20 protein-coding genes and 1 pseudogene are annotated in these 23,356 nt (G+C 51.7%); 8 read left to right on the top strand and 13 right to left on the bottom strand.

The genetic code is table 11. The annotated features are described in order from the left end of the window. Nucleotides 1-3: 3 nt before the first annotated feature. Together clpS and RIC05_RS15100 are read right to left on the bottom strand one after the other, a co-directional pair. A complete protein-coding gene (gene clpS, locus RIC05_RS15105) occupies nt 4-330 on the bottom strand; it encodes an ATP-dependent Clp protease adapter ClpS (protein WP_350045515.1) in 327 nt (108 codons plus the stop codon). A gap of 296 nt (nt 331-626) precedes the next feature. Next, nucleotides 627-1,295 carry a phasin family protein gene (locus RIC05_RS15100; RefSeq protein ID WP_350059766.1) on the bottom strand — a complete coding sequence of 223 codons (669 nt, stop codon included), beginning with the start codon at nt 1,293-1,295 and terminating at the stop codon, nt 627-629. Between the two features lie 4 nt (nt 1,296-1,299). Between RIC05_RS15100 and RIC05_RS15095 the strand changes: the two genes are divergently transcribed. Continuing rightward, nucleotides 1,300-1,914 (top strand): hypothetical protein, encoded by a 615-nt coding sequence (locus tag RIC05_RS15095; protein WP_350059765.1) that lies wholly within the window; start codon nt 1,300-1,302, stop codon nt 1,912-1,914. 391 nt (nt 1,915-2,305) lie between these two features. Here the strand turns inward: RIC05_RS15095 and RIC05_RS15090 are convergent, their stop codons facing one another. Beyond that, the gene (locus RIC05_RS15090; RefSeq protein WP_350043253.1) at nt 2,306-3,169 is read right to left on the bottom strand and encodes a hypothetical protein; all 864 of its coding nucleotides are present in this window, start codon (nt 3,167-3,169) and stop codon (nt 2,306-2,308) included. A gap of 103 nt (nt 3,170-3,272) precedes the next feature. Here RIC05_RS15090 and RIC05_RS15085 point away from each other — a divergent pair, with 103 nt between their 5' ends. Continuing rightward, entirely contained in the window at nt 3,273-4,544 is a 1,272-nt protein-coding gene (locus tag RIC05_RS15085; RefSeq protein WP_350045513.1) for a serine hydrolase, read from the top strand. Between the two features lie 97 nt (nt 4,545-4,641). Here RIC05_RS15085 and pgmG read toward each other — a convergent pair whose 3' ends face one another. The 6 genes from pgmG to RIC05_RS15055 all read right to left on the bottom strand — a co-directional run bounded on the left by pgmG (nt 4,642) and on the right by RIC05_RS15055 (nt 10,970). Continuing rightward, nucleotides 4,642-6,057, bottom strand: coding sequence for a phosphoglucomutase/phosphomannomutase PgmG (gene pgmG, locus RIC05_RS15080; protein WP_350045512.1), 1,416 nt, complete (start codon nt 6,055-6,057; stop codon nt 4,642-4,644). 8 nt (nt 6,058-6,065) lie between these two features. Beyond that, nucleotides 6,066-7,382, bottom strand: coding sequence for a UDP-glucose dehydrogenase family protein (locus RIC05_RS15075; protein ID WP_350045511.1), 1,317 nt, complete (start codon nt 7,380-7,382; stop codon nt 6,066-6,068). A gap of 80 nt (nt 7,383-7,462) precedes the next feature. After that, on the bottom strand, nt 7,463-8,350 hold the full coding sequence (gene galU, locus RIC05_RS15070; protein ID WP_350043249.1) for a UTP--glucose-1-phosphate uridylyltransferase GalU: 888 nt from the start codon (nt 8,348-8,350) through the stop codon (nt 7,463-7,465). A gap of 112 nt (nt 8,351-8,462) precedes the next feature. After that, nucleotides 8,463-9,278 (bottom strand): J domain-containing protein, encoded by an 816-nt coding sequence (locus RIC05_RS15065; protein ID WP_350045510.1) that lies wholly within the window; start codon nt 9,276-9,278, stop codon nt 8,463-8,465. Then, a complete protein-coding gene (locus RIC05_RS15060; RefSeq protein WP_350045509.1) occupies nt 9,278-10,000 on the bottom strand; it encodes a VWA domain-containing protein in 723 nt (240 codons plus the stop codon). The genes RIC05_RS15065 and RIC05_RS15060 overlap by 1 nt, the downstream gene beginning before the upstream one ends. 70 nt (nt 10,001-10,070) lie before the next feature. After that, complete coding sequence (locus RIC05_RS15055; protein WP_350043246.1) at nt 10,071-10,970, bottom strand: division plane positioning ATPase MipZ; 900 nt, start codon at nt 10,968-10,970, stop codon at nt 10,071-10,073. Between the two features lie 208 nt (nt 10,971-11,178). On the opposite strand from RIC05_RS15055, the gene RIC05_RS15050 reads away from it, so the two are divergent. The 4 genes from RIC05_RS15050 (at nt 11,179) to RIC05_RS15035 (ending at nt 15,362) form a co-directional block, all read left to right on the top strand. Continuing rightward, on the top strand, nt 11,179-12,198 hold the full coding sequence (locus tag RIC05_RS15050) for a hypothetical protein (RefSeq protein ID WP_350045508.1): 1,020 nt from the start codon (nt 11,179-11,181) through the stop codon (nt 12,196-12,198). A gap of 55 nt (nt 12,199-12,253) precedes the next feature. Continuing rightward, a complete protein-coding gene (locus RIC05_RS15045) occupies nt 12,254-13,390 on the top strand; it encodes an NAD(P)/FAD-dependent oxidoreductase (protein WP_350045507.1) in 1,137 nt (378 codons plus the stop codon). A 33-nt stretch (nt 13,391-13,423) separates the two neighbouring features. Beyond that, a complete protein-coding gene (locus RIC05_RS15040; protein WP_350045506.1) occupies nt 13,424-14,602 on the top strand; it encodes a hypothetical protein in 1,179 nt (392 codons plus the stop codon). A 169-nt stretch (nt 14,603-14,771) separates the two neighbouring features. Next, complete coding sequence (locus RIC05_RS15035) at nt 14,772-15,362, top strand: 2-hydroxychromene-2-carboxylate isomerase (RefSeq protein ID WP_350045505.1); 591 nt, start codon at nt 14,772-14,774, stop codon at nt 15,360-15,362. 109 nt (nt 15,363-15,471) lie between these two features. Here the strand turns inward: RIC05_RS15035 and RIC05_RS15030 are convergent, their stop codons facing one another. Beyond that, the gene (locus tag RIC05_RS15030; protein ID WP_350042244.1) at nt 15,472-15,705 is read right to left on the bottom strand and encodes a hypothetical protein; all 234 of its coding nucleotides are present in this window, start codon (nt 15,703-15,705) and stop codon (nt 15,472-15,474) included. Between the two features lie 586 nt (nt 15,706-16,291). On the opposite strand from RIC05_RS15030, the gene RIC05_RS15025 reads away from it, so the two are divergent. Then, entirely contained in the window at nt 16,292-17,350 is a 1,059-nt protein-coding gene (locus RIC05_RS15025; RefSeq protein WP_350045504.1) for a Glu/Leu/Phe/Val dehydrogenase dimerization domain-containing protein, read from the top strand. 198 nt (nt 17,351-17,548) lie between these two features. Here RIC05_RS15025 and RIC05_RS15020 read toward each other — a convergent pair. From RIC05_RS15020 to putA, 3 genes and pseudogenes are all read right to left on the bottom strand, one after another. Then, nucleotides 17,549-17,677: pseudogene (locus RIC05_RS15020) on the bottom strand ((2Fe-2S)-binding protein); the annotation flags it as partial. Between the two features lie 154 nt (nt 17,678-17,831). Next, entirely contained in the window at nt 17,832-18,461 is a 630-nt protein-coding gene (locus RIC05_RS15015) for a BON domain-containing protein (RefSeq protein WP_350042242.1), read from the bottom strand. A gap of 312 nt (nt 18,462-18,773) precedes the next feature. After that, nucleotides 18,774-22,577, bottom strand: a complete 3,804-nt coding sequence (gene putA / locus RIC05_RS15010) for a bifunctional proline dehydrogenase/L-glutamate gamma-semialdehyde dehydrogenase PutA (protein WP_350045503.1) — start codon at nt 22,575-22,577, stop codon at nt 18,774-18,776. 207 nt (nt 22,578-22,784) lie between these two features. Here putA and RIC05_RS15005 point away from each other — a divergent pair, with 207 nt between their 5' ends. Beyond that, nucleotides 22,785-23,258 (top strand): Lrp/AsnC ligand binding domain-containing protein, encoded by a 474-nt coding sequence (locus RIC05_RS15005; RefSeq protein WP_350042240.1) that lies wholly within the window; start codon nt 22,785-22,787, stop codon nt 23,256-23,258. Nucleotides 23,259-23,356: the final 98 nt, after the last annotated feature.

Genomic DNA, 23,356 nt, shown 5'->3' with positions numbered 1-23,356 from the left:
ATGTCACTCCTTCTCTAAGGTACACTGCAGCGGATGCTGGTTCTGGCGGGCCAGGTCCATGACCTGGTTAACCTTGGTTTCCGCAATTTCATACGTAAACACGCCACATACCCCAACTCCCTTGCGGTGAACCTGAAGCATGATTTCGGTAGCCTCTTCGCGACCCTTTTCAAAAAACCGTTCCAGCACTTGAACAACGAATTCCATCGGGGTGTAGTCGTCATTTAGCAACAACACCTTATACATGGACGGCTTTTTCGTCTTGGGTCGTGTCTTTGTTACGATCCCCGTATTCGGCAGATCAACGCCGTCATTATCCTGTTCAGTCATCTTCTACTTACCGGAACCCTTATTTCCTGCATGAACTCCATGATAGGTCATTGCCACACTGTTTCAAAGGCCGCAGAACAAATTGGCACGACTAAATTATTGTCTATCCACGATTCATTTAGGCTGAGATTAACCCGCTGCAAGATCACCCGACAAACTTCGTAAACACGATTGCGTTCGCAGCGCAGAAAACCGGCATTGTTTTAAAATTCTGCCCCATAAAAAAACGGGCATGACCAGATGCCATGCCCGCTATCATATTCACACTACGGTCGGTTGAGACAATCGACTTCGCATCATTTCGTTACAGTATTTGCCGCTTTGGTCATCGCATTGAAGCTATCTGCCATCACCGACATCATGATTTCCTGAACTTTCTCGCCTTCGGCGACACTGCTTTCATAGCAACGGCTCAGAATCCGAGTTTGCAACTCCTGAATGTCCGACAGACTTTCGACCTTGGTAAGGGCGTCAATGTCTGCCTGTGATGCTTCAATCTCACGCTGCATCCATGTTGCAAGCTCAGTCCCAATGCCGCCCGTTTTCTCAAACAGCGCCATGGATGCCTGCCAGACTTCCTCAAAACTCTTTTGTTGCGTATCGAGCAACTCTTCACATTGCGCTACCACCCGTGATCCGGCACCAGAAAAAACATCTGATTGCCCGGTCATTGTTTCGAACAGTTTTGTGAAGGCTTCGTTGGCAACCGAAACGCTTTCTTCCAGCGCATCTTGACTGGCCGATACCATTGCATCAATTTCCGGCGTTTTCCACAGCTGCAGATAGGGTTCCATCGCATTTGGATCCATAAACATCGCGCCAAAGCCAAACACATTGTCAGACTTGGCTGCCAGCGGCTCTGCTGCTTCTTTTGCGACAAGTTTCGGAGCAGAAGCTGGAGCAGGACTTGCCTTCGGCGCTGGCGCTGTTGCCTTAACAACCTCAGGCGCAACCGTTTTCGGCACGGGCTTGGCTGCCGGCTTCGCTGCTGCTTTGGCTACTGGCTTGGATTTTGGTTTTGGCTCTGCTGTTGTCTTTGCTGGCTTCGTTGATTGCGCAGCAGGTACAGCAGCAACCTTTTTAGGGGCTGTCGCCGGTTTAGCAGCAACAGGCGCAGCCGCTTTGGGGGATGTTGCAGTTTTGCTTTTCGTGCTCACAGTACTCGCCTTTTCAATTTCAGAAGAAGATGACGGCGCGGACGGCGTGACCACTGCAGCTTTCTTTTGTGCCGCAGCAGGAGAAGATGCACTCTTTGCCGTTGCCCGCGATGCAGGTTTTTCCGCGACAGAAGAACCTGATGCAGATGCCTTGGCCGGCTCGGACTCAGGCTCAAGCGCTTTTGTGTCGCTTGGTTTCGTTTCCGTAGCTTCCGCCTTATGCGACGCGGGCTCCGGGCTGGCAGCACTAACCGGCTCCTTGACAACCGCGGCATCCGTTTTTTTGACGCTATCGGTCACGTCAACATCGGCATGCTTGGCCGCCGCTTCAATCTCTGAAGATGTCATAACCACACGCTTTGGTGACTGTATCGTCTTTGATGCAGAGACCGTTGTTGATACGGGTTTGGAAGCGGATTTAGTCTGATCTGACGCAGAAACAGCCGAACGGGTTATCGTTTTGGCCGGCGCAGATACCTTTTTCCCTGATTTCACAGAGGAGTTCTGTTTAGAAACAGCCATTGCCTCAACCTCCTGCCATTCGGGATATCGCCCCGAGGCTATGTTGCATTGCAGCATAACCCTAGATGGAATAGCCCCCTCAGGTCAAGAACACTTTCGTGACAATCAATCACGACCGCCATCAAATAACTCTTATTTTTAGCCAATCAAACTCAGCATCAGCCTACCTCAACGACAAAATACCAATTTGAACAAATGCCTAGCCGATAGATTTGATTTCGCAATGCGGGACAAACAAAAATGGGCGCGCTTTTATCAGCGCACCCATTTGAAATCAGATCACCGAGCGAACAGGCCTAACGCAGCATGTTTCCGCGCACCGTGCGATAGAATGTCCGGGAATCGTCATTCATAATAGCAGCACTCTGCGCTGCACTTTGCGAACGGGCTTTGTCCTTGGCTGGTGGCTTGGGCAAGTCACTTTCGATACTCGACATCTCAGACAGAACAGTTGGGAAAGTGAGCGCTTGCAGGTCATCGACTCCCGACATCCAGGTGCCCAGCGTCACGTAGCCTGATGAGCATCCAAGGGCGACCCAATAATAATCATCCGAATAAAGCCGAACGCCGTCACGCTGCTGTTGCGTTCCGAATCCGTCATTCTGGAGTGCATCGGTGATTTTAAGATAGCCATCCCGATCGATCACGTCGGTCGTGACATCGCCACTAAATGCGCCAAGAGGTGCGGTAACCTCAACATTGATGTTACTGACCTGGGCCGGACCAAAAACACGACTTGTCAGTTCAAACTGCTGGTTCGCCAGCTGTGGGTTCAGCTCAAAAACACGAACTTCTTTGTAATAGTCTGCATTATAGATGATGCGAATCCGACCTTCAGCATCCCCTGCAGAACAGGCCACACGAAGATCATCGGCATTCAGATAAGAAAACCAGGTCGATTTGCGCACCAATGGATTACTGACGTCGCTATTTTGCGTAAAGGTGCAGCCTGCGAGCCCGACAGCAGCCAATGTCAGAACAGCCAAACTGTTCAAATTCGCACGCTTGATGCTTATCTTGTTGAGAAGTGGGGCAATTAATTTAACCATTCGATCCTCGATTTTTTGTCGGACAGCAGATATAAATAGAACTTTCGCGTACAAAGATGGCCGCTGCAAGGCCGCGTATTGATTAAGATGAAAATCGACGTTCTTAAACATTTGTTTAAGGCTATGATGCGAGATTGGTCATATTTAGTTCTTGGGGATGATCGAAAGCCGAGTCCGTATAATGCGTTTAATGACCCCGTCCGGGCCAAATGCAATGGCCAAAGCACTTTTTGCAAAGCGCCCCTTTGGGATGCGCGGCTGTTTGGCTGCATTTTTGTGCCTGACTGCCCTTCTGCTGACGACCATACTTGCCCCGAATGATGCATCTGCGCGCACTTACACTGCGATGATCATTGATGGCGAAAGTGGGGAAGTTCTCCATGAATACCGCCCGGATCATAAAGTTTATCCAGCGTCTCTGACCAAAATCATGACGCTTTATATGGTTTTCAATGCCCTTGAACATGGCAAGGTATCGCTTTCAACGCCAATGAAAGTCTCCAAGCGTGCTTGGGGACAGGCGCCGTCCAAACTGGGGCTCAATCCCGGTGAAACGATTACCGTAAAAGACGCCATTTTGGCCTTGGTCACCAAATCAGCCAACGACATCGCCGTTGTCGTCGCGGAACATCTTGGTGGTACAGAAATCAAGTTCGCCCAGATGATGACGTCTGAAGCACGCCGCATTGGCATGAAACGGACAACGTTCCGCAATGCATCCGGCCTTCCGAATCGCGGCCAGATGACCACCGCGCGCGACATGATCCAATTGGCAATCGCGCTGCGCAAGAATTACGGCAGCTATTATCATTATTTTGCGACCCAGAAGTTCAAGTTCGGCAATCGCACCTATGGCAACCACAACAATCTTCTGGCGTCTTATTACGGTACCGACGGGATCAAAACCGGCTATATCAATGCGTCTGGCTTTAACCTTGTTGCCTCGGTCAACCGCAATGGCAAACGCCTGATTGGTGTTGTCTTTGGGGGGCGTACCGCACGTACCCGCGATGATCAGATGAAAAAGCTTCTGGATCAGGCCTATATCAAACTGACCAAAGAAGGCGAGATCACAGTTCCGCGCCCGCGCATCAGCCCGGATGACAAGATATTGCCTGCAGATACGCAGCTTTTGATCGCCAAACGCGACACCATGCGCGAAGCCGAACAGCAACCCGGACGGATCGATACCCAAACCATTGTCACCCGACTTAAACCGGAAACCACCAACGGCTGGGCCATTCAGGTTGGCGCCTTTAGCGATCAGCGCCGCGCACAGGAAGCTGTTCTTGCAGCAGCCCGCACAGCACCCGATGTCTTGCGCCTGACCCGTGCGACAGTCGAACAGCAGGCCAGCGGCACAGGTGTTGTATACCGTGCCAGACTGCTTGGCTTTGATGGCGAGACAGAAGCCCGCGCTGCTTGTGCTGCCCTGCGTCGTGAAAACCTTGCATGCATCCCGGTAAACTCGGGTGAGGCCGGCTAACGCTAGCCAAACAGTAACGTAACTCAGATACACCAAAGGCCGTCAGATCACTCTGACGGCCTTTAATTTTGTCTCAAACGAATAAGTTTGGTGAGGCTTAGTGCCCGCCACCCAACGCAAAGAAATCATCTGACGACAGTCCGCTTTTCACAAGTTGATCGGTAACTTGAACTTTAAGACGGGCAAGTCCTGCGTCATCGCCTGCTTCGCAGCGTGCCACAATGGCGGGTTGGGTGTTTGATGCACGCAGCAACCACCAACCATCATCGGTACTGACACGCACACCATCAATGCCGCTAACCTCTGCCCCTGCATCATCAAGACGCGCACGCACTTCTTCGATCAGTGCGAATTTACGATCATCAGGGCAATCAATGCGGGTTTCCGGCGTATTGACTGCAACGGGCATTGCTTCGCGCCACTGTGCAAGGCTGATGCCACTTTGCACCAGAATGCGATAGAGACGGACCGCAGCATAGGTCGCATCGTCATAACCGTAATACCGTTCAGCAAAGAAGATATGGCCGCTCATCTCACCGGCAATAGGTGCTTTTGCCTCGATCATTTTGGTTTTGATCAGCGAGTGGCCGGTTTTCCACATGATGGCATTGCCGCCAAGACGGGTGACTTCATCAAACAGGGTCTGGCTTGCCTTCACATCGGCAATGATCGCAGCACCTGGCTGCCGCTGCAAAACATCCGCAGCAAAGATTTGAAGCAACTGATCGCCCCAAAGAACATTGCCCTTGCCATCGATCACACCAATACGGTCACCATCACCGTCAAACGCAACGCCCCAATCGGCATTATGTTTGGCAACAGCGGCCTTCAGGTCAACCAGATTGGCTTCTACCGTCGGGTCGGGATGATGGTTCGGGAACAAACCGTCAATTTCGTCAAACAGCAAGTGATGTTTGCCCGGAAGCTTTGCGGTGAGTTTACGCACCACATCACCAGCAGCCCCGTTGCCGCAATCCCAGACAATTGTCATCGGATCAGGAACGTCACAATCAAGTTCTTCCACCAGACGTGCGACAAAGCGATCTTCGATATCAAGATGCGTTGCAGTGCCCTGCCCGGTTTCAAAATCACCGGCAGCGGCAATCTTGCCCAATTCCTGGATTGCATCGCCAAACACTGATTTGCCCGCATTGACCATTTTAAACCCGTTATAATTCGACGGATTATGCGAACCGGTTACCATAATACCCGCGTCGGTTTTCTGATCATAAACCGTGAAATACAGCATCGGCGTCGGGCCACGACCAATCAGCACGACATCACAGCCGGTTGACAAAATACCGTCTGCCAATGCCGAAGCCAGCTCCGGCGAACTCAGCCGTCCATCGCGTCCCAAGGCCACACGTTTTCCACCGGATCGGCGCACCATGGTGCCAAAGGCCTTACCCAATGCGTTGGCATCAGCCGCATGCAAGGTATCCCCGACAACACCGCGCACGTCATATTCACGTAGTACAGAGCGATCAAAATTGTGTCCGGCAGAATTCGTCATAACTTGGATTAGCCTCCGATAGATGCACGACCGACACAGGAATAGCTGAAACCGTTTTCAGCCATCTCGGTCGGGTCATAGACGTTACGCAGATCAACGACGATCGGGTGGTTTAATGCATCTTTGATGCGCTCAAGATCCATGCCGCGGAACTCGTTCCATTCGGTCAGAACGACCATTGCATCCGCACCGTCAATCGTCTGATAGGCGTTGTCGCAATATTCAATACCTTCAAGAAGCTTCTTGGCTTCTTCCATGGCTTCAGGGTCATATGCCTTGACCATCGCACCCGCTGCGATCAGCATCGGCAAGATATCAAGGCTTGGCGCATCGCGCATATCATCGGTGTTGGGTTTGAATGCCAACCCGAGAACACCAATCGTCTTACCTGCAACCGACCCACCACAGGCGGTAATAACGCGATCCGCCATGGCTTTTTTACGCTTGGCATTCACATCAACCACAGTTTCAATAATGCGAAGCGGGCTGCCATGTTCCTGAGCGGTGCGTACCAGTGCCAGGGTATCTTTCGGGAAGCACGACCCGCCATAACCCGGTCCCGGATGCAGGAACTTTTTGCCAATACGGCCATCAAGACCAATACCGCGGGCAACGTCATGGACGTCAGCGCCGACCTTTTCACACAGATCAGCAATTTCGTTGATGAACGTGATCTTCGCCGCCAGGAAAGTATTGGCTGCATATTTGATCATTTCCGAAGTTTCGCGCGAGGTGAAAACAATCGGCGTTTCGATCAGGTAAAGCGGGCGATACAAATCCGACATTACGTCGCGCGCACGCTCATCACTGGTGCCGATCACCACGCGGTCAGGGCGCATGAAATCGCCAATTGCCGATCCTTCGCGCAGGAATTCCGGGTTCGATACAACCGCAAACTCCGCATCCGGCCGCTTTTCGCGAATAATGCGCTCAACTTCACGGCCTGTACCAACTGGAACTGTAGATTTGGTCACGATGACGGTAAAGCCATCCATCGCCTCGGCGATTTCTTCGGCTGCGGCATAAACGTAACTTAGATCAGCATGACCATCACCACGACGGGTTGGCGTGCCAACAGCGATAAAGACCGCATCCGCATCCTTGACCCCTACTTTAAGGTCGGTGGTAAAGGTCAGGCGGCCTGCCTTGACATTATTCTCAACAAGAACATCCAGACCCGGCTCGTAGATTGGCATGATGCCTTCTTCAAGACGTGCGATTTTTTCCACATCCTTGTCGACACAAATGACATCTGTGCCGAACTCGGAGAAACAGGCACCAGATACAAGCCCAACATATCCGGTCCCGATCATTGCTACGCGCATGGATGTTTTACCCTAGTAAGTAATTACCGACCGGAACGGTCACATGACCGTTCCGGTCGGTTATAATTGAAATTAAATGATTATTCTGCGGCTTCGCCCTTGGCAAATTCATGAATGAGCTGACGCACATCATCACGCATATCTTCACGGGCCAAAGCAAATGCCATTGTGGCTTTCAAGAAGCCGATTTTATTGCCGCAATCAAAACGACGACCTTCGAAATTATATCCATAGAACGGCACCTTCCCGATCATGGCCGCCAAGGCATCAGTAAGCTGGATTTCGTTGCCGGCACCGCGCGGAATATTTTCAAGCACCTCAAAGATACCCGGATCAAGGATGTAACGTCCAATGGCCGAAAGGGTTGATGGTGCTTCTTCCGGTTTTGGTTTTTCAACCATGCCACATGCGCTCACCAACCGACCATTCCTGCCTTCGATTTCAAGAACACCGTAGCGGTGAACTTCTTCGCGTGGCACATCCATCACAGCAACCATGTTACCGCCCGTGCGGCCATAGCTGTCGACCATCTGCTTCATGCAAGGGACATCAGACTGGATAAGGTCATCTGCCAACAAAACGACAAATGGCTCATCCCCGACCAGTGATTTTGCACATAGCACTGCGTGCCCAAGGCCCAGTGGGTTACCTTGACGGGTATAGGTCACCCGACCATGTTCCGGGATCATTTCAAGTGCTTTGGCCAGCGCGTCTTCTTTCCCGCGCTCTTTCAGGATGGCTTCAAGTTCAGCAGACCGGTCAAAGTGATCTTCAATCGCACTTTTGCCGCGGCCCGTCACAAAGATGAATTCTTCGATGCCTGCTGCAATGGCTTCTTCAACTGCATATTGAATAAGGGGCTTGTCGACGACCGGCAGCATCTCTTTCGGCATTGCCTTGGTGGCGGGCAAGAAACGGGTTCCCATCCCTGCAACCGGAAATACTGCCTTCTTGATTCTTCTAGACATTCAAATCTTCCCTTTTCAACCGCCGCACGCTCATCTGCTTCAGAATTGCCCGCAAGTATGCTTCTGCCACAATTCCAGAACACGGATCAAGCAAGCGCGTGCATAATTCACGCTAATCTTTACATCGCCGTAACAAAAGGCTTCGTGCCGCATTGATTTTTGCCGCCAGATAGTCCGATCCACCGTGATCAGGGTGAACCGCCTTGATCTGAGTTTTATAGGCCCGATTGATGTCTGCACGGCTTGCATTTGCATCCACACCCAGAATTTGACGGGCCTCATCGACATTCATATCCGCAGCGTTGGCATTCCCTTTGTTATGACTTCTCGTATCATCGTCGCGGCCGTTCCCTGCACCACCTGCACCGTTGTCCGCCTGTTGCCAATTTTTCCATCCGCCACAATCAGGACGGCGTTCAAAATAGGCTTCCAGAACCGCTTGGCTTTGATCGGTTGCGTTGCAGCATTCAACATAAAGCAACTGCAGGTCGTCAAGCCCCAAGCTGTCAAGATCTGCTCCGGCATAGTGTCCGTTCACCACACCACCGCGCATTTGCCCGGTTTCCAGATCAAGCAACATGTGCAGAATTTCTGTTTTGATTTCAGACGTATTGCCTGCTCCTGCGCTACGACTGCCAAAACTTCCCGGTCGGGCCGTTCGACGTGACGCAGCGAATATCCTGCGAAAAAGTGGCCATAAAAAGCCAAGCTTCATCATCCGCACAAAAAAAGGTAAAGCAGCGGCCAATGCCGCGGTCATTGCGGCAATTTTACCGGTCAGGAGAAGCCACCCTGCCAATAAGATCAACAGGATGATGATGACGAACAGACCAATTTTGCGGACATCTTTAGGCTCGGCTTCTGTCATCCAGCGAATGAAAAAGCCGACACCGACAAAAAGTGCAATCCCGATCAATACCCAGGACATCAGGATTTTTTCCGCAATTGATGGCCAAGTTTCAGAACGTCGTCTGACCCTGTCTTTTTCTGATAGTCGGAAAGACCATTCTGCCCGCCAACGGCATAACTTGCCACCGCGCCCAAAAGATCGCGAAGCTTTTTGGCCGAACTTGCATCAAACTGCATAAAGGCACCATCGGTGATCCGGGCTATTTCGCCAAAGGCAAAACTGGCATCCCGATCATATCCCTCCTGAAACATAAATGCCTTTACCCCCTTAAGGGCAAGTTTGCCGGCGATCGGGGCCAGATGGTCGGGATTTTCTTCGATACAGTCGCCAACATAAATCAGCGCATCGACTTTGCCATTGGCCGATTCTCGTTCGACATGGGCCAAGACCCGTTCGATTTGGGTATGACCCGCGTGGCAACTGACCTTTGAAATGTAGTTACGTAATGACTTTGCATTCCGACACCAGCCACTTGCCTTGCATTCCGATAGCCCGCGAAAGAAAACAAGCTGGATATCAAGGGCCCCAACGCCATCCACTGCATCAAACATTTCCGCCTGAATTTCAGCAGCCCGATCCCAGCTTGGCTGACGGCTGGCCGTTGCATCCATGGCAAAGATCAACCGCCCTTGTGACGGACCGGATGCCGGGGCAGACACAGACAATCCACGTGCCCGGCTCAGGAAGTCATCGACTTCCTGCCGGTTGGATGTTTCGGAAATGATATCTTTGCGTGCCAAGGATAACCTGCCTGCTAAACGTTCCGAGAAGACACAGCTATGTGCCCTTTAAGATATAGGCCGGGAACGGTCAGATCGGCAACTCTTCCCCTTCGGCTGGTTTGAACCCGATCACTTCAAGCAGGGATCGAACTTCCTGACGGGCTGCCATATGAGACATGCTCATCGGGATACCCACCCCTTTTTCACGCAGATCAAGCAAAGTCAGCCCCTTGAGGAACAATTCACGATAAATCACACGTTCCCCAAAGCCCGGCGCCGAACGGAACCGGATGCGACTGCCCAGTTTTTCGACAATTTCGGCGATGTCACGTTTGTTGCGCGCATCCAGATGTGAAAGCCGGTTCCGCATGACGATCCAGTCAATCGTACCGCCATCAATACCTGCACGACGCTTGCGCGCATCCCACACCATTTCGGCATAGATGCTTGGCCCTTTGATATCAAGGGTATCGGGATCAATCCGGGCAAGCATATCAAGATCAATGAAACTGTCATTGATCGGGGTAATCAGGGTATCGGCACAGGCATGCGCCAAACGCGAAAGATAATTATCGCTGCCCGGACAATCCATCACAACAAACTTGCAAGACAGAACCATTTCACCAAGGGCGGTCGTAAAGCGATTGCGCTCATCGATCTTGGCTTCATTGGCATCCGGCAATTCGCTGCGATAGATCGGGCGGTGATCCGGAAGCGGAAGATGCAGACCTTTTCTGTCATTAAAGGCCGTGCGGTTTTCGACATAGCGCGTCAAAGTCCCCTGCCGCGCATCAATATCAAGCGACCCGACCTTGAACCCCATCTTCATCAGGGAAACGATCAGATGCATCGCCGTGGTCGACTTGCCCGACCCGCCTTTTTCATTACCAATAACGATCACATGGGCGCGGTTGGACGGCGGTTGTTTGTCCGTCGCGGTTTGCTGGCCTGCGCTTTCCCCGCCCGCGCTGGTCTCTTGCACCGTCATGACTGTTTGCTCCGTTATTCAGGCTTATTCATCGTGTCCCCATGACCAATCTCCCCAATGAGCCACTTTGACGCTAAAAATCAAGGCAAAAGAAACCCATCTGACAGAAGTCTTATGACTGACCACTAGCTAATCTATGTGCACAAAGGTAAAGATAAGGGTAGCGCAACACAAAAATGTGCATGAAAACAAACTGAAAGGACGCAACGTGAAGTATCGGGCGGCTTTGATCGGCGGCATATTTGCCAGCCTTCTGGTTTCGACGACCCAGACTGCATTTGCACAGCAAGCAGGCGGGTTTGAACAAATTCCCAACGACCAGAGCCCGGTGACATTTAATTCACGCGTTCAGGGACAAAACACCTTTTTGCGTCAGTACCGCGATAACAGCACCGTATTTGTCGGCCGCTGGTTTGCACCACGCACCGAAAAGGAACCAACAAGCTCGGCCAGCGATCTTTATCTTGAGACCGTTTACACGACATCCGCACCCGGTTTCCGATTCAGCACGGCCATGGCACCGGAAAAATTGCTGGCAATGTTCGATTCTCTAAAGGATCGCACCAGCATCAACGGGCAGAATTTTGTCCAGGACACCCGCTATGGCCCCGTCGCCCTGTCACCGTTTGTCCGCGATGGATCACAATGCGTGACCTTTGTCGGGCAATGGGACCCGCGAACTCAAATCCAGCGCGGTAGCCGTATTCTTGGCTATTATTGCACACCGACACAACTGCAAGCACAATCTGGTTCTGTTTCGCCACAAAACAACATCACCATGATTGATGCACAGGAATTTGCGGCAAGTTTGTTTGGTCAGCTCAACCTTGAACTGCCAGAAAACACTGCCGCCACCGCCGAGATCGCCGCACCAATGAACAATATGGACACCATGCAGCCGGAAGGTGAAACAACCCCGCCCCCGACCGATGGCATTTCCATTGTCACCAATTGGCAAAGCGTGCGTGGCACCGGTGCACTTCGCTTTGATCAGCCTTCTGGTGAAGGCACCATGATCCTTGATGATGCCCAACGCCATTGCGAAGGTATCTGGCGTCATGAAGGTGGTGCATATCAAAGTGGAACCCTGCCGTTTGGCAGTTGGTATGTCTATTGTAACGATAGCAGCTTTGCCCGGGGTCACTACACCAGCGAAGCGCCGTCTGTTGTTACGGGTGACGGGAAAGACAATCAGGGACAGGCTGTCTATTTCCGCCAGGCTAACTGATCTAACCGTCAAATCCGAAACCTAATCTTATCGCCCCAACAAGAAATAATTGAACATGACTGCAGATATTCAAACCATCGTCATCGGTGCAGGCGTCGTCGGACTTGCCTGTGCCCGTTCGCTTGCCCGTTCGGGCCGTGAAGTCCTGATCATTGAACAACATGACGCCATTGGCACGGAAACAAGTGCCCGTAACAGCGAAGTCATTCATGCAGGGATCTACTACCCAAAAGGTAGCTTGAAAGCCGAACTGTGCGTTTCCGGCCGGGAAATGCTGTATCGCTACTGCGCAGAAAACGGCATTGACCATAAACGCACCGGCAAACTGATTGTCGCCACCGCACAAGATCAAATTGATGCCTTACATGCCATCAAAGCCAAGGCACACGAAAATGGCGTGACTGATTTGGTCTGGCTTAGTCAGGCCGAGGCACAGGAACGTGAACCCGCCCTTCTCTGTGTCGGCGCATTTGAAAGCCCATCAACCGGCATTGTCGATTCCCATCAATTGATGGTGACCCTGTTGGGAGAGGCTGAAAATCATGGCGCGACACTGGCCCTAAATACCACAGTCAAATCGGTAAGCCAAGAGAATGGCCTTTATACCGTGAACACCCACGACGCCGACGGCGAAGAAATGAGTTTGACCTGTGCTGAGCTGATTGTTGCCGGCGGGCTGCATAGCCAAACTCTTGGCCGGAACTTCGTTGGCCTTCCCCAAAACACCGTGCCCGCACAACATTATGCGCGCGGCTGTTATTTCACCCTGTCAGGCAAGGCACCGTTTTCGACCCTGATTTATCCTGCGCCGGAACAGGCTGGTCTTGGCATTCACTTGACCCTTGATATGGGTGGACAGGCGCGATTTGGCCCGGACGTCACATGGGTTAATGAACCAAATTACGATGTCCCTGAAGAACGCCGTGCGGCATTCGCCAGTGCCATTCGCAAATATTACCCAGACCTGAATGAAGACGCCCTTCAGACCGGCTACGCCGGTGTGCGTCCCAAAATTCAATCCCCGAACGAGCCTGCGCACGACTTCATGATCGCCGATGAAAAACTGCACGGCCTTAATGGTCTTGTAATGCTCTATGGTATTGAATCACCGGGGTTAACCGCATCACTTGCGATTGGCGCGACTGTTACCGATCTTCTAGGACAGCACAGCAAAGTTTCGGCGGCATCTTAAAGCCGCCATCTGCAACCAGTTACGGGTAAAACCATGGGCAAGGAACGCCAGATAAAGGCACATAACGGCAAAGATGTACGCAAAGCATCATCTGGGCAGATATTAGAAAACCGCCTGTCACGCCGTCGTTTCCTTGAAAGCAGCATCCTTGGACTTGGAGGTGCCATGCTGGCAGCCAGCCCATTACGTGTGCATGCCCAGCAACTTGAACCCTTTACCCCGTCGCCCAACAGTCTAAGCGACGCACCGGGTCAAGGGATCAACACCGGAAAACCCAAAGTCAATTTCACCGAAGAAATGCGCGAATACGTCATCGCCATCAGCCGTTGGGCAAAAAGCTATCGCAGTGATTTTTCGATCATTGCCATGAACGGGCTTGAATTGACCGAATATCTTGAAACCACCCTGTTTGCCGCACGCGGCACGGCAGAACCGGCCCGCAACTATCTGCGTGCCCTTGACGGGATCATGACCGAAGCACCGTTTTATGGATTCAACCACAAATACGGTGAAGCCACCGAGGGCGAGGAAACCAAATATATTCTGGGATACCTTGAACGGCTTAAGCTTGAAGGCCTGCAATATCTTGTTGTTGATTACACCAACAAGCTCGACGACATGCAAAAAGCCCGACAGCAGATTTCAGGTCTGGACGCCCTGTATTATGCCGCACCACCACCGGGCATGCAGCTCTCATCGCTTGCCAAGGTGCCAAATACACCGATTGGCTCCAATCCGTATGTGATCGACAATATCCGTCAATCCAAGAACTTTGCGATGGTTCTCGACAGCTCACCTTATGGCACCAAAGATGCCTATCTGAATGCGCTGATTGCAACCAATTACGATACCCTGATCATTGACCCGTTCCATCGCGGCACCATCCCGCTGACCTATGATGATATGAAACGGTTGCGCTACAAAAAGACCGGAACACCAAGAACCATTCTGGCCTATATCAATATCGCAACGGCCGAGACCTATCGTTTTTACTGGAAAAGTGGCTGGCGTCCCGGATCGCCCGATTTTATCAGTGAAGGCAATATTCTCGCCCGCTGGGGACAGGAACACCATGTCCATTACTGGTCGCGTTCATGGCAAAGCATCATCTATGGCAGCGAAGGCAGCTATTTGGGTGGCATCATGAAGCTTGGCTTTGATGGTGCGCTTCTGGGTGGACTTGATGAATATGGCTGGTGGCTGGATTACTGATCCATCCCAGTCGTCCAAGCGCACCAAACACCATTCCACACCCCGTCTGTGATCACGACGTTATGATGTGGTTTTCGTCTAAATCATGTAATCTGCCATTTGACGCAATCGATCTGCTTGGGCACTGTAGCGCGACGATAAAAACACGTCTGCGAAACAGGAGACCTTCATGTCGGCCCTCATTATTCATTACTTCTTTGTGCAGTCCCCGTGGTCGTTCTTTGGCTTTCGCCGGGCTGTGGAAATCGCCAAAAAACATGGTGTGGACATCATCCACAAACCCTGCCGGGCAGGCGATGTATGGGAACATGGCGGCGGCGTGCCTTTGGCAAAGCGGCCTAAACCCCGTCAGGATTATCGACTGGTTGAACTTAAACGCTGGTCTGAACATCTCGGCATCCCGATCAATCTTCAGCCCAAATATTTCCCCATTGATGAAACGCTTGCCGCACGGACCATTATTGCGGTTCAGGAAGATGGTCAGGACGTCACGAAACTGACCGAAACATTGATGGGCGATATCTGGTTGCGTGAACGCGATGTCACCGATCCCAAGATCATTCGCGAGGCCTTGGCATCAAGCGGGCTTTCCACCGAGTATCTTGAAGATGCAGATCTTCCGGGAACCGCCAAAATTTATGATGATAATTGTCAATCCGCCCGCGATCAGAACATCTTTGGTGTGCCGACATATTTTGTCGGCAGTGAAATGTTCTGGGGGCAGGATCGACTGGACTTTGTCGACCGCGCCTTGGCCTAACCCGCCAACAGAAATCCATTTTCATGGCTTAAAAACGAAATGGGCGGGAATCATCCCGCCCATTTCGTTTTGGTCTTTGATGTGATCAATGACCAGAATTCTTGTCCCCTTAGCCAAGGCGTTTGACGTGATCGACAACGAACCCGTCTTCTGACGGATAGCTATTTTCGATCATGGCAAGAGCCTTCAGCTCGTCACTCGCAGCGACTTCATGGGTCTGCACATCGGCCCAGCGATCGTCAAAGATGTCGTGGGAACGGTTTTCCTTGACGCATTCGCGAACGGCCTGGTTGTGCAGTTCAACTTCGAAAACGGTCTGGCGATGGTCTGTGAATGCAGACATTTCCGCCGATCTCCTTACTTTTTTTGTCCGGCGGCGCCGCCCAGACGCCGTCGTGTCCTGATCCGGGAATCTCAACCACAAGATACCCAACCGCGAGTCTACGTTTCGTGCCTTAACGAGCCGTAAATCATCCGGCTAATTTGTATTTCTAGATTAATCGGTCCGGTTTCAAGTGTCTTTTTTTCATAGCTGCATCACTCAGAACACCACCGGCAGCGCCAATCAGCACGAAATTCACGCATCTGAGGCAGATGAAAAATAAATCGCCCCTTTTTGCCTCCTAAATTGGTCGTGATGCTGTTTGGGCGTTCGCATCAAGCCGACAAAAAGAATCAACTCGGGACACTTATTTTACGAAATCGCGCCAAGGCCACCATGCTGCACCGCACAGGTCGCGCAACAATATTTCAAAACGAATCAACAATGATCATAAAATTCCACGCAGCACACCGCCCCCAACCGAAACGTTCTTTTTTCGCGTTCGGGTAAATTTAAAATTGATCCGCCGCCCAATGCATCAAACATACAAGGATAAGCAGGCGTCAACCTGCACCAGAACAATGATGCTGCCAGGAGGCTGCAAAGGATGAACGTCTTTTCCGATACCGCATTTGATGGCCATGAACAGGTCGTGTTTGCCAGTGACGATGCCACTGGCCTGAAAACCATCATCGCCGTCCATAACACCCATCTTGGCCCATCATTGGGTGGATGTCGCATGTGGCCCTATGCCAGTGAACAGGAAGCCATTCATGATGTGCTGCGCCTGTCGCGCGGCATGACGTATAAATCTGCCCTTGCCAATCTTCCGCTTGGTGGTGGCAAATCCGTGATCATTGGCGATCCGCGCAGCCAGAAAACGCCCGACCTGTTTCGCGCGATGGGCCGTGCTGTCGAGCAGGTTGGCGGGCGCTACATCGTCGCAGAAGATGTCGGCACCAGCCCGGCCGACATGGAACAGATCGCAAGCCAGACCAAGCATGTCGGTGGCATCAATGACGGATCAGATCCCGCCCGCACGGGCGATCCATCGCCCTTTACCGCCTATGGCGTTTTCATCGGCCTGAAGGAAGCTGTGCGCTTTAAACATGGCACCGAAGACCTAAGGGACTTGCGCGTTGCTGTGCAGGGGCTTGGCCATGTCGGCTATCACCTGTGTGCGATGCTCCATAACGCCGGGGCAAAACTGATTGTTGCGGATCTGAACAACAACAGTGTGGCTGCAGCTGTGAACGAGTTCAACGCCACAGCAGTTTCAGTTGATGACATTCTTGCTGTCGATGCCGACATTCTTGCCCCGTGCGCATTGGGCGGTGTCATCAATGACCGCAGCATTGAAACCTTACGTGCCGGGATCATTGCCGGGGCAGCCAATAATCAGCTTGAACATGACCGTCATGGCAACATGCTGCGTGAAGCCGATGTTCTGTATGCCCCCGATTACGTGATCAATGCCGGTGGTGTCATAGAGGTCCATTATTGCCGCGAAGGCAAACCGGTTGCCGACACCAACAAACATATCGAAGGCATTGCAGGAACTGTGCGCGAGATATTTGATCGCGCCAAACAGCAAAACCTTTCAACCGGCTTTGTTGCCGATCGTCTTGCCGAAGAACGATTTGGTTTGGTCAAGCACGCAGCCTGAGAAGGCGCATGACGCGAACAAAACAAAAGGCGAGGCCCAAACGGCTTCGCCTTTTTCATGTTCATCGCCACGTTTGCTGCACCGAGATGCCTTTTATTCTGCGGCAATTGGCTCGTAATTTGCGGTAACGGCTGCTGCATCATCGCAATCGCAATTGCCGCAGGTTTTCGCCTGAATCAGTTCTGCACGCATATGGCAGGCGCATTTTCCGCATTGCGGAGCACAGCCATGAAAGCGGAATACGTCCGCCGGACGTGTCGCCCCACCCTGCTCGGCGGCGCGTCTTACGTCTTTTTCCTTAAGGGCATTACAGATGCAGACATACATGGTGCAATTGCAATCAGTTATTAATCACGGTTGGAAAGCTCTACGGCAAATGCGAATAACTTTCAAACACTTTTAGAAAATTTAGACAAAAAAATTCCCCACAAACTGGCGCGTTTGCAGGGAATTTCCAAAAAATCGTTTAATCAGAAGGAGATCAGACCACCTTCACATGACTAACAACGCGCGAGACACCTTTGATCCGTCGAACAATCGAAAGCACCTTTTCAAGCTCAACATCGCTTTGAGCGTCGCCCATGATATAGACGATGTTCTGAACTGACTGCCAACGGTAGTTGACCGAGCTCACACCTTTTTCAGCCAATAACAATGCCTTAATCTGACTTTCAATCCAGCTATCGGAGACCGACTGGGTCGCCGAATCCGTTGGAACAGCATTCTTGCCATATTCGTCTTCGGCCCGATGATAGGCTTCGATCATTTCTTCATCGGCAACGACAAGATGATCATGAACCGTCTTGATACGGTTATCCTGTTTGATCAGTGAAATGACGTCGTAATATTTGCCTTTGGAATCGACAAGTCCGGTGACCATCACTTCCTGCTTCCAGATGTCGACATTCACATCCATCAGATAGGTATGATCAACTTTGGTGAACTCGCCAAGGATCCCTGACTTGATCTGGGTATCAAGCCACTGGTCGTTGCCAGCACGGTCTTCCAGCGGCATCTGCAGTGGCCCACAAGCCGCAAGCGGTGTGGCCAGAACTGCACAGACTGAAACCGTCTTCAAAACACGGCGCCAACCTTGGTTAACCTTGATCATTCCAGTTCTCCTTTGCATGCCTTTTGGCATGGTTCACTATTTTTGGACCGATCCGTATTTAGTCCATTCACTTGATGCAGCACATGCAACGCGGCAGGGATCGATCTGTTCCGATACTTGTATGTATCGCAGGCAATTTTGACCAAAAAAAGCCCAGTTTGGGGCCAACCTCAATTTATTGCACAATAACTTACATAAAGAAAAATGCATGAAAGAAAAAGGACCGGGAATTTCTTCCCGGTCCAAGCTACGGATATTTCTATCCGGCAGGCTCATCTTGGCTCAAAGCCGACCCTTTCAGATCGCTTTGGATCACTCTTCATCCATCGACATCAGTGACGCATTGCCACCCGCAGCCGTCGTATTGATCGTAATGGTTTTTTCCGTTGCGAAACGATGCAGGAACGCTTCATCCGGAAGCGCACCATCATCGTCAACACCGCTATCAGAAATCAGCGACAAGATCGCACCGTCGCGTTTGGCTAACAATTGCTTGAACGCCGTCACCCGATCAAGCGGTGCGACACAGGAAACACCGGCAATCGCACCGTCATACATCGCACCAAGACCGGTTGTAGCACTGACGACCTTTACCAGTTTGTCTGGAAGCCCTACCTGATCAACAACGGCAGAAAGCTTCGCCAGCCATTTCTGATCGCCGGCAAGGATCACGGCATTGCCTGCAGCCAATGCCGCCCCCAGATGACGGATCACCCGTGCCGCATCGACATCCTTGTCTGCCTGTACAAGATAAACACCACGCCCAAGACAATAAAGGTCATTGGTCTCGCCCGTCGGCCCCGGCATCCGTTTTGGGGCAACAAACCCGTTCTCCGACAGGGCGGCAAAATCCGCGACATGGTGTGCGCCGGAAATCAGTGCATCGTTTGAGGATGCATTGAGCTTTGCGGCAAATTTTTCAAGAATCTGCACACGGTCATTACCATTCACCGCCTGCCATTCTTCCTGCGCCAAAAGCATTGCCCCATATTCGGATGCGGCCAGAACGTCTTTGACAATGATCGGTGCGCGATCATCAAAGCCCGTTTCATTTTGAAGCGTTGCCGAGGTCGCAACCGGCTTGGCAAAACGTTCGACATAGTGCGGTCCACCGGCCTTCGGCCCAGTACCGGACTTGCCCTGCCCGCCAAATGGCTGAACACCGACAACCGCACCGATCATGTTACGGTTCACATAACAATTCCCAACGCGCAGTTTCTGGGAAATTTCACGTACCGTACTATCGATACGCGAATGAATACCCATGGTCAGGCCATAGCCAGATGCATTGATCTGATCAAGAACCTTGCCAAGATCACGAGCTTTATAGCGGACCACATGAACAACCGGACCAAACACTTCGCGTTCAAGAACATCAATCGATGGAATTTCAAAGCAATGCGGGGCAAAGAATGTCCCGTCTTTGCATTCCGGCAACACATCGCATGCATGCAGAAGCTTGGCTTCCTTGGTCATGCGCTTGGCATGGGCTTCAAGGGTTTTACGTGATTTTTCGTCAATCACCGGCCCGACATCGATATCAAGGAATTTCGGATCACCAACCCGAAGCTCCTTCATCGCCCCGACCAGCATATGGCAAAGCTTATCGGCAATGTCTTCTTGCACAAACAGAACGCGCAGTGCCGAACAGCGCTGCCCGGCAGACTGGAAGCCCGAAATGATCGCGTCCTGAACGACCTGTTCCGGCAGGGCGGTCGAGTCCACAATCATCGCATTCTGACCACCGGTTTCGGCAATCAGCGGCAACGGAACACCGGGGCGTTTTGCCAGTGCCTGATTGATCAGCTGTGCTGTTTCGGTCGACCCGGTAAAGGCCACACCGGCAATGCGCGGATCATTGATCAACTGATTGCCGATCACACGTCCCGGCCCCGGGACAAGTTGGAATGCCGAACCCGGAACCCCTGCTTTCAGGATCAATTCTGCGGCACGGGCTGCAACCAGTGAAGTCTGCTCTGCCGGCTTGGCAATGACAGCATTTCCTGCTGCAAGGGCGGCTGTGACCTGACCAAGGAAGATCGCAAGCGGGAAGTTCCACGGGCTGATACAAACAATCACCCCACGGCCTTCAAGCGGGCTGCCGTCACGGAAGGTTTCCTCGGCACGGTTTGCATAGTAACGGCAGAAATCAACCGCTTCGCGTACTTCGGCGACGCCATCGGAATACAGCTTGCCTGCTTCGCGCTGACAGATCGCAATAAATTCGTCCATATGATCTTCAAGAAGATCACCCAAACGACGCAATGCCACTGCGCGATCTGCACCCGGTGTTTTGTTCCAGACGTCATATCCTTTGACCGCAGCGACAATCGCGGCATCGACGTCTTTTTCGGTTGCCTGAACCAGATCACCGACTTTTTCCGTCAGCTTGGCCGGGTTCATCACGTCAACCGCCGTGCCCGAAACCAGTTTCCCGTCAATCAGCGGTGCGGCGTTCCATGTTTTATTCTGAATTTCAGCAAGCTTGGCATTGAGCGGCAAAAGCTTGTTGGTATCAGTCAGATCAATCCCGCGTGAATTGACCCGCCCTGCACCATAAAGATCAATCGGTGCCGGAATCTTCGGATGGCCTTTGCGCGGCAGGGCAGCAACCTTATCAACCGGATCAGCGATCATTTCTTCGATCGGAAGCTGTTCGTCCTGAATACGGTTCACGAAACTGGTGTTTGCACCATTTTCCAAAAGACGGCGTACCAGATACGCCAAAAGGTCTTCATGCGATCCAACCGGCGCATAAACGCGGCATGGAATGTTTTCGCCCGCTTTATCAACGATCTGCTCATAAAGCGCTTCGCCCATGCCATGCAGACGCTGGAATTCAAAAGTCCGATCATTGCCCGCCATCTCAAGGATGGAAGCAACGCTATGGGCATTGTGGCTGGCGAACTGGCAATAGAACGCATCGCGGCGCGACAGCATCAATTTGGCACAGGCCAGATAGGAAACATCGGTTGATGCCTTACGGGTAAAGCACGGATACCCGTCAAAGCCGTTTTCTTGGCTGAACTTAACTTCGGTATCCCAGTACGCACCCTTTACAAGGCGCACCATCATCTTACGCCCAACCCTGACCGACAAATCAGCCAGCCATTCAAGAACGTAATAAGCCCGCTTCTGATAGGCCTGAACCGCCAAGCCATAGCCTTCCCAACCATCAAGATCAGGATCGGCAAACACATCACCGATAACATCAAGCGACAGGTCAAGACGGTTGGCTTCTTCGGCATCAACGGTAAAACCGATGTCATATTGCTTTGCCAGAAGAGCAAGCTTCTTAAGACGCGGGGTAAGTTCGGTCACAACGCGCTCATAATTGGCAAAATCATAGCGCGGATGAATGGCCGAAAGCTTTACCGAAATACCCGGACTGTCGATAGGACCACGGCCATTGGCAACCCGGCCGATATCGTGGATCGCCTTTTCATATGCTTTGTAATAGCGATCAGCATCATCCATCGTGCGGGCAGCTTCACCGAGCATGTCATAGGAATAGCGATAGCCTTTTTCTTCGTTTGCCTTGGCCCGTTCCGATGCCTCGTCAATATTACGGCCCATCACGAACTGACGGCCCATAATCCGCATTGCCTGATTGAATGCCTTGCGGATAACCGGTTCCCCGGAACGCGCAATCATGCGCTTAAGCAACCGCCCCGGATCGGCTTTTTCGGCCTTACCAAACTTGATGACCTGCCCGGTCAACATCAAACCCCAAGTCGACGCATTGACAAAGAAACTGTCAGAATGGCCAAGGTGGCTTTGCCAATTGGCATCAAACAACTTGTCCTGAATAAGCTTGTCAGCAGTGACTGCATCTGGAACCCGAAGCAGGGCTTCGGCCAGACACATCAAGATCACGCCTTCCTTACTCGACAGTTCATATTCATGCAGGAGCGCATCAATACCGCTTTTGCCGTTGTCTGCCTGACGGACACGCGACACCAGCTGATAAGCGCGGTCCTGAACACGTGCAGTTTGCTCCGGCGACAAACGTGCTTTTTCGATAAGGCGCTCGACAGCAGATTCTTCGTCTGCGCGATAGGCATCGCGGATCTGTTGGCGGATGGCGTTTGGTTGGGGCAATTCAGTGCGGAACATTTTGTACGGTTTCTCCCTGCATCTCGACTTTCACTGATCCTGAGAAAAGAGATCAGTATCTCTTTATTTCAGGGCCTGATGGCACCTCTATGACGACAGACAATATTATGACATAGAAAAAATGTGCTGCCATTTTTCGATTAATTACGATATATCGTCTAAATAAATTGGTTTTGAATAGTCACAAACACTGGTTAGATGTTTAAAATGCAGAAGAACCACAAAAGCCTCGATAAGATCGACAAACAGATCCTTCGCGAACTTCAGAATGACGGTCGCATGTCGAATGTCGAGCTTTCGCGTCGCGTAAATCTAAGCCCGACCCCCTGCCTTGAACGTGTGCGTCGCCTTGAACAGCATGGCTTTATCACCGGCTATATGGCGACCCTTGATCCGCGCAAACTTAACCAGTCACTGGTCGTCTTCGTCGAGATCACTTTGGACCGCACAACCCCGGACGTTTTTGACGTCTTTGCAGCCGCCATTCGCAAACTTCCGGAAATCGAAGAATGTCATATGGTCGCCGGTGGCTTTGACTACCTTGCCAAACTCCGGGTTGAAGACATGTATGCCTATCGCGAATTCCTTGAACGCCTTTCTTCGGTTCAGGGCGTCAGCCAGACTCATACATATGTCGTCATGGAAGAAGTAAAAGTGCGCCCGGGCATCACCATCCCGTAAGACATTGTTTTTTGGTTGCTTTGCAATAGCTTAATACCGCACAATCAGCTCCAAGTTACACAGGCACAAGACCTGTGGGGGGATTGCTATTGCCCAAA

This window comes from Thalassospira sp. (assembly GCF_040218635.1).
Classification (GTDB): Bacteria; Pseudomonadota; Alphaproteobacteria; order Rhodospirillales; family Thalassospiraceae; genus Thalassospira.
Note: the sequence above shows the minus strand (reverse complement) of the source record. Positions and strands in the feature narration are given on the sequence as shown.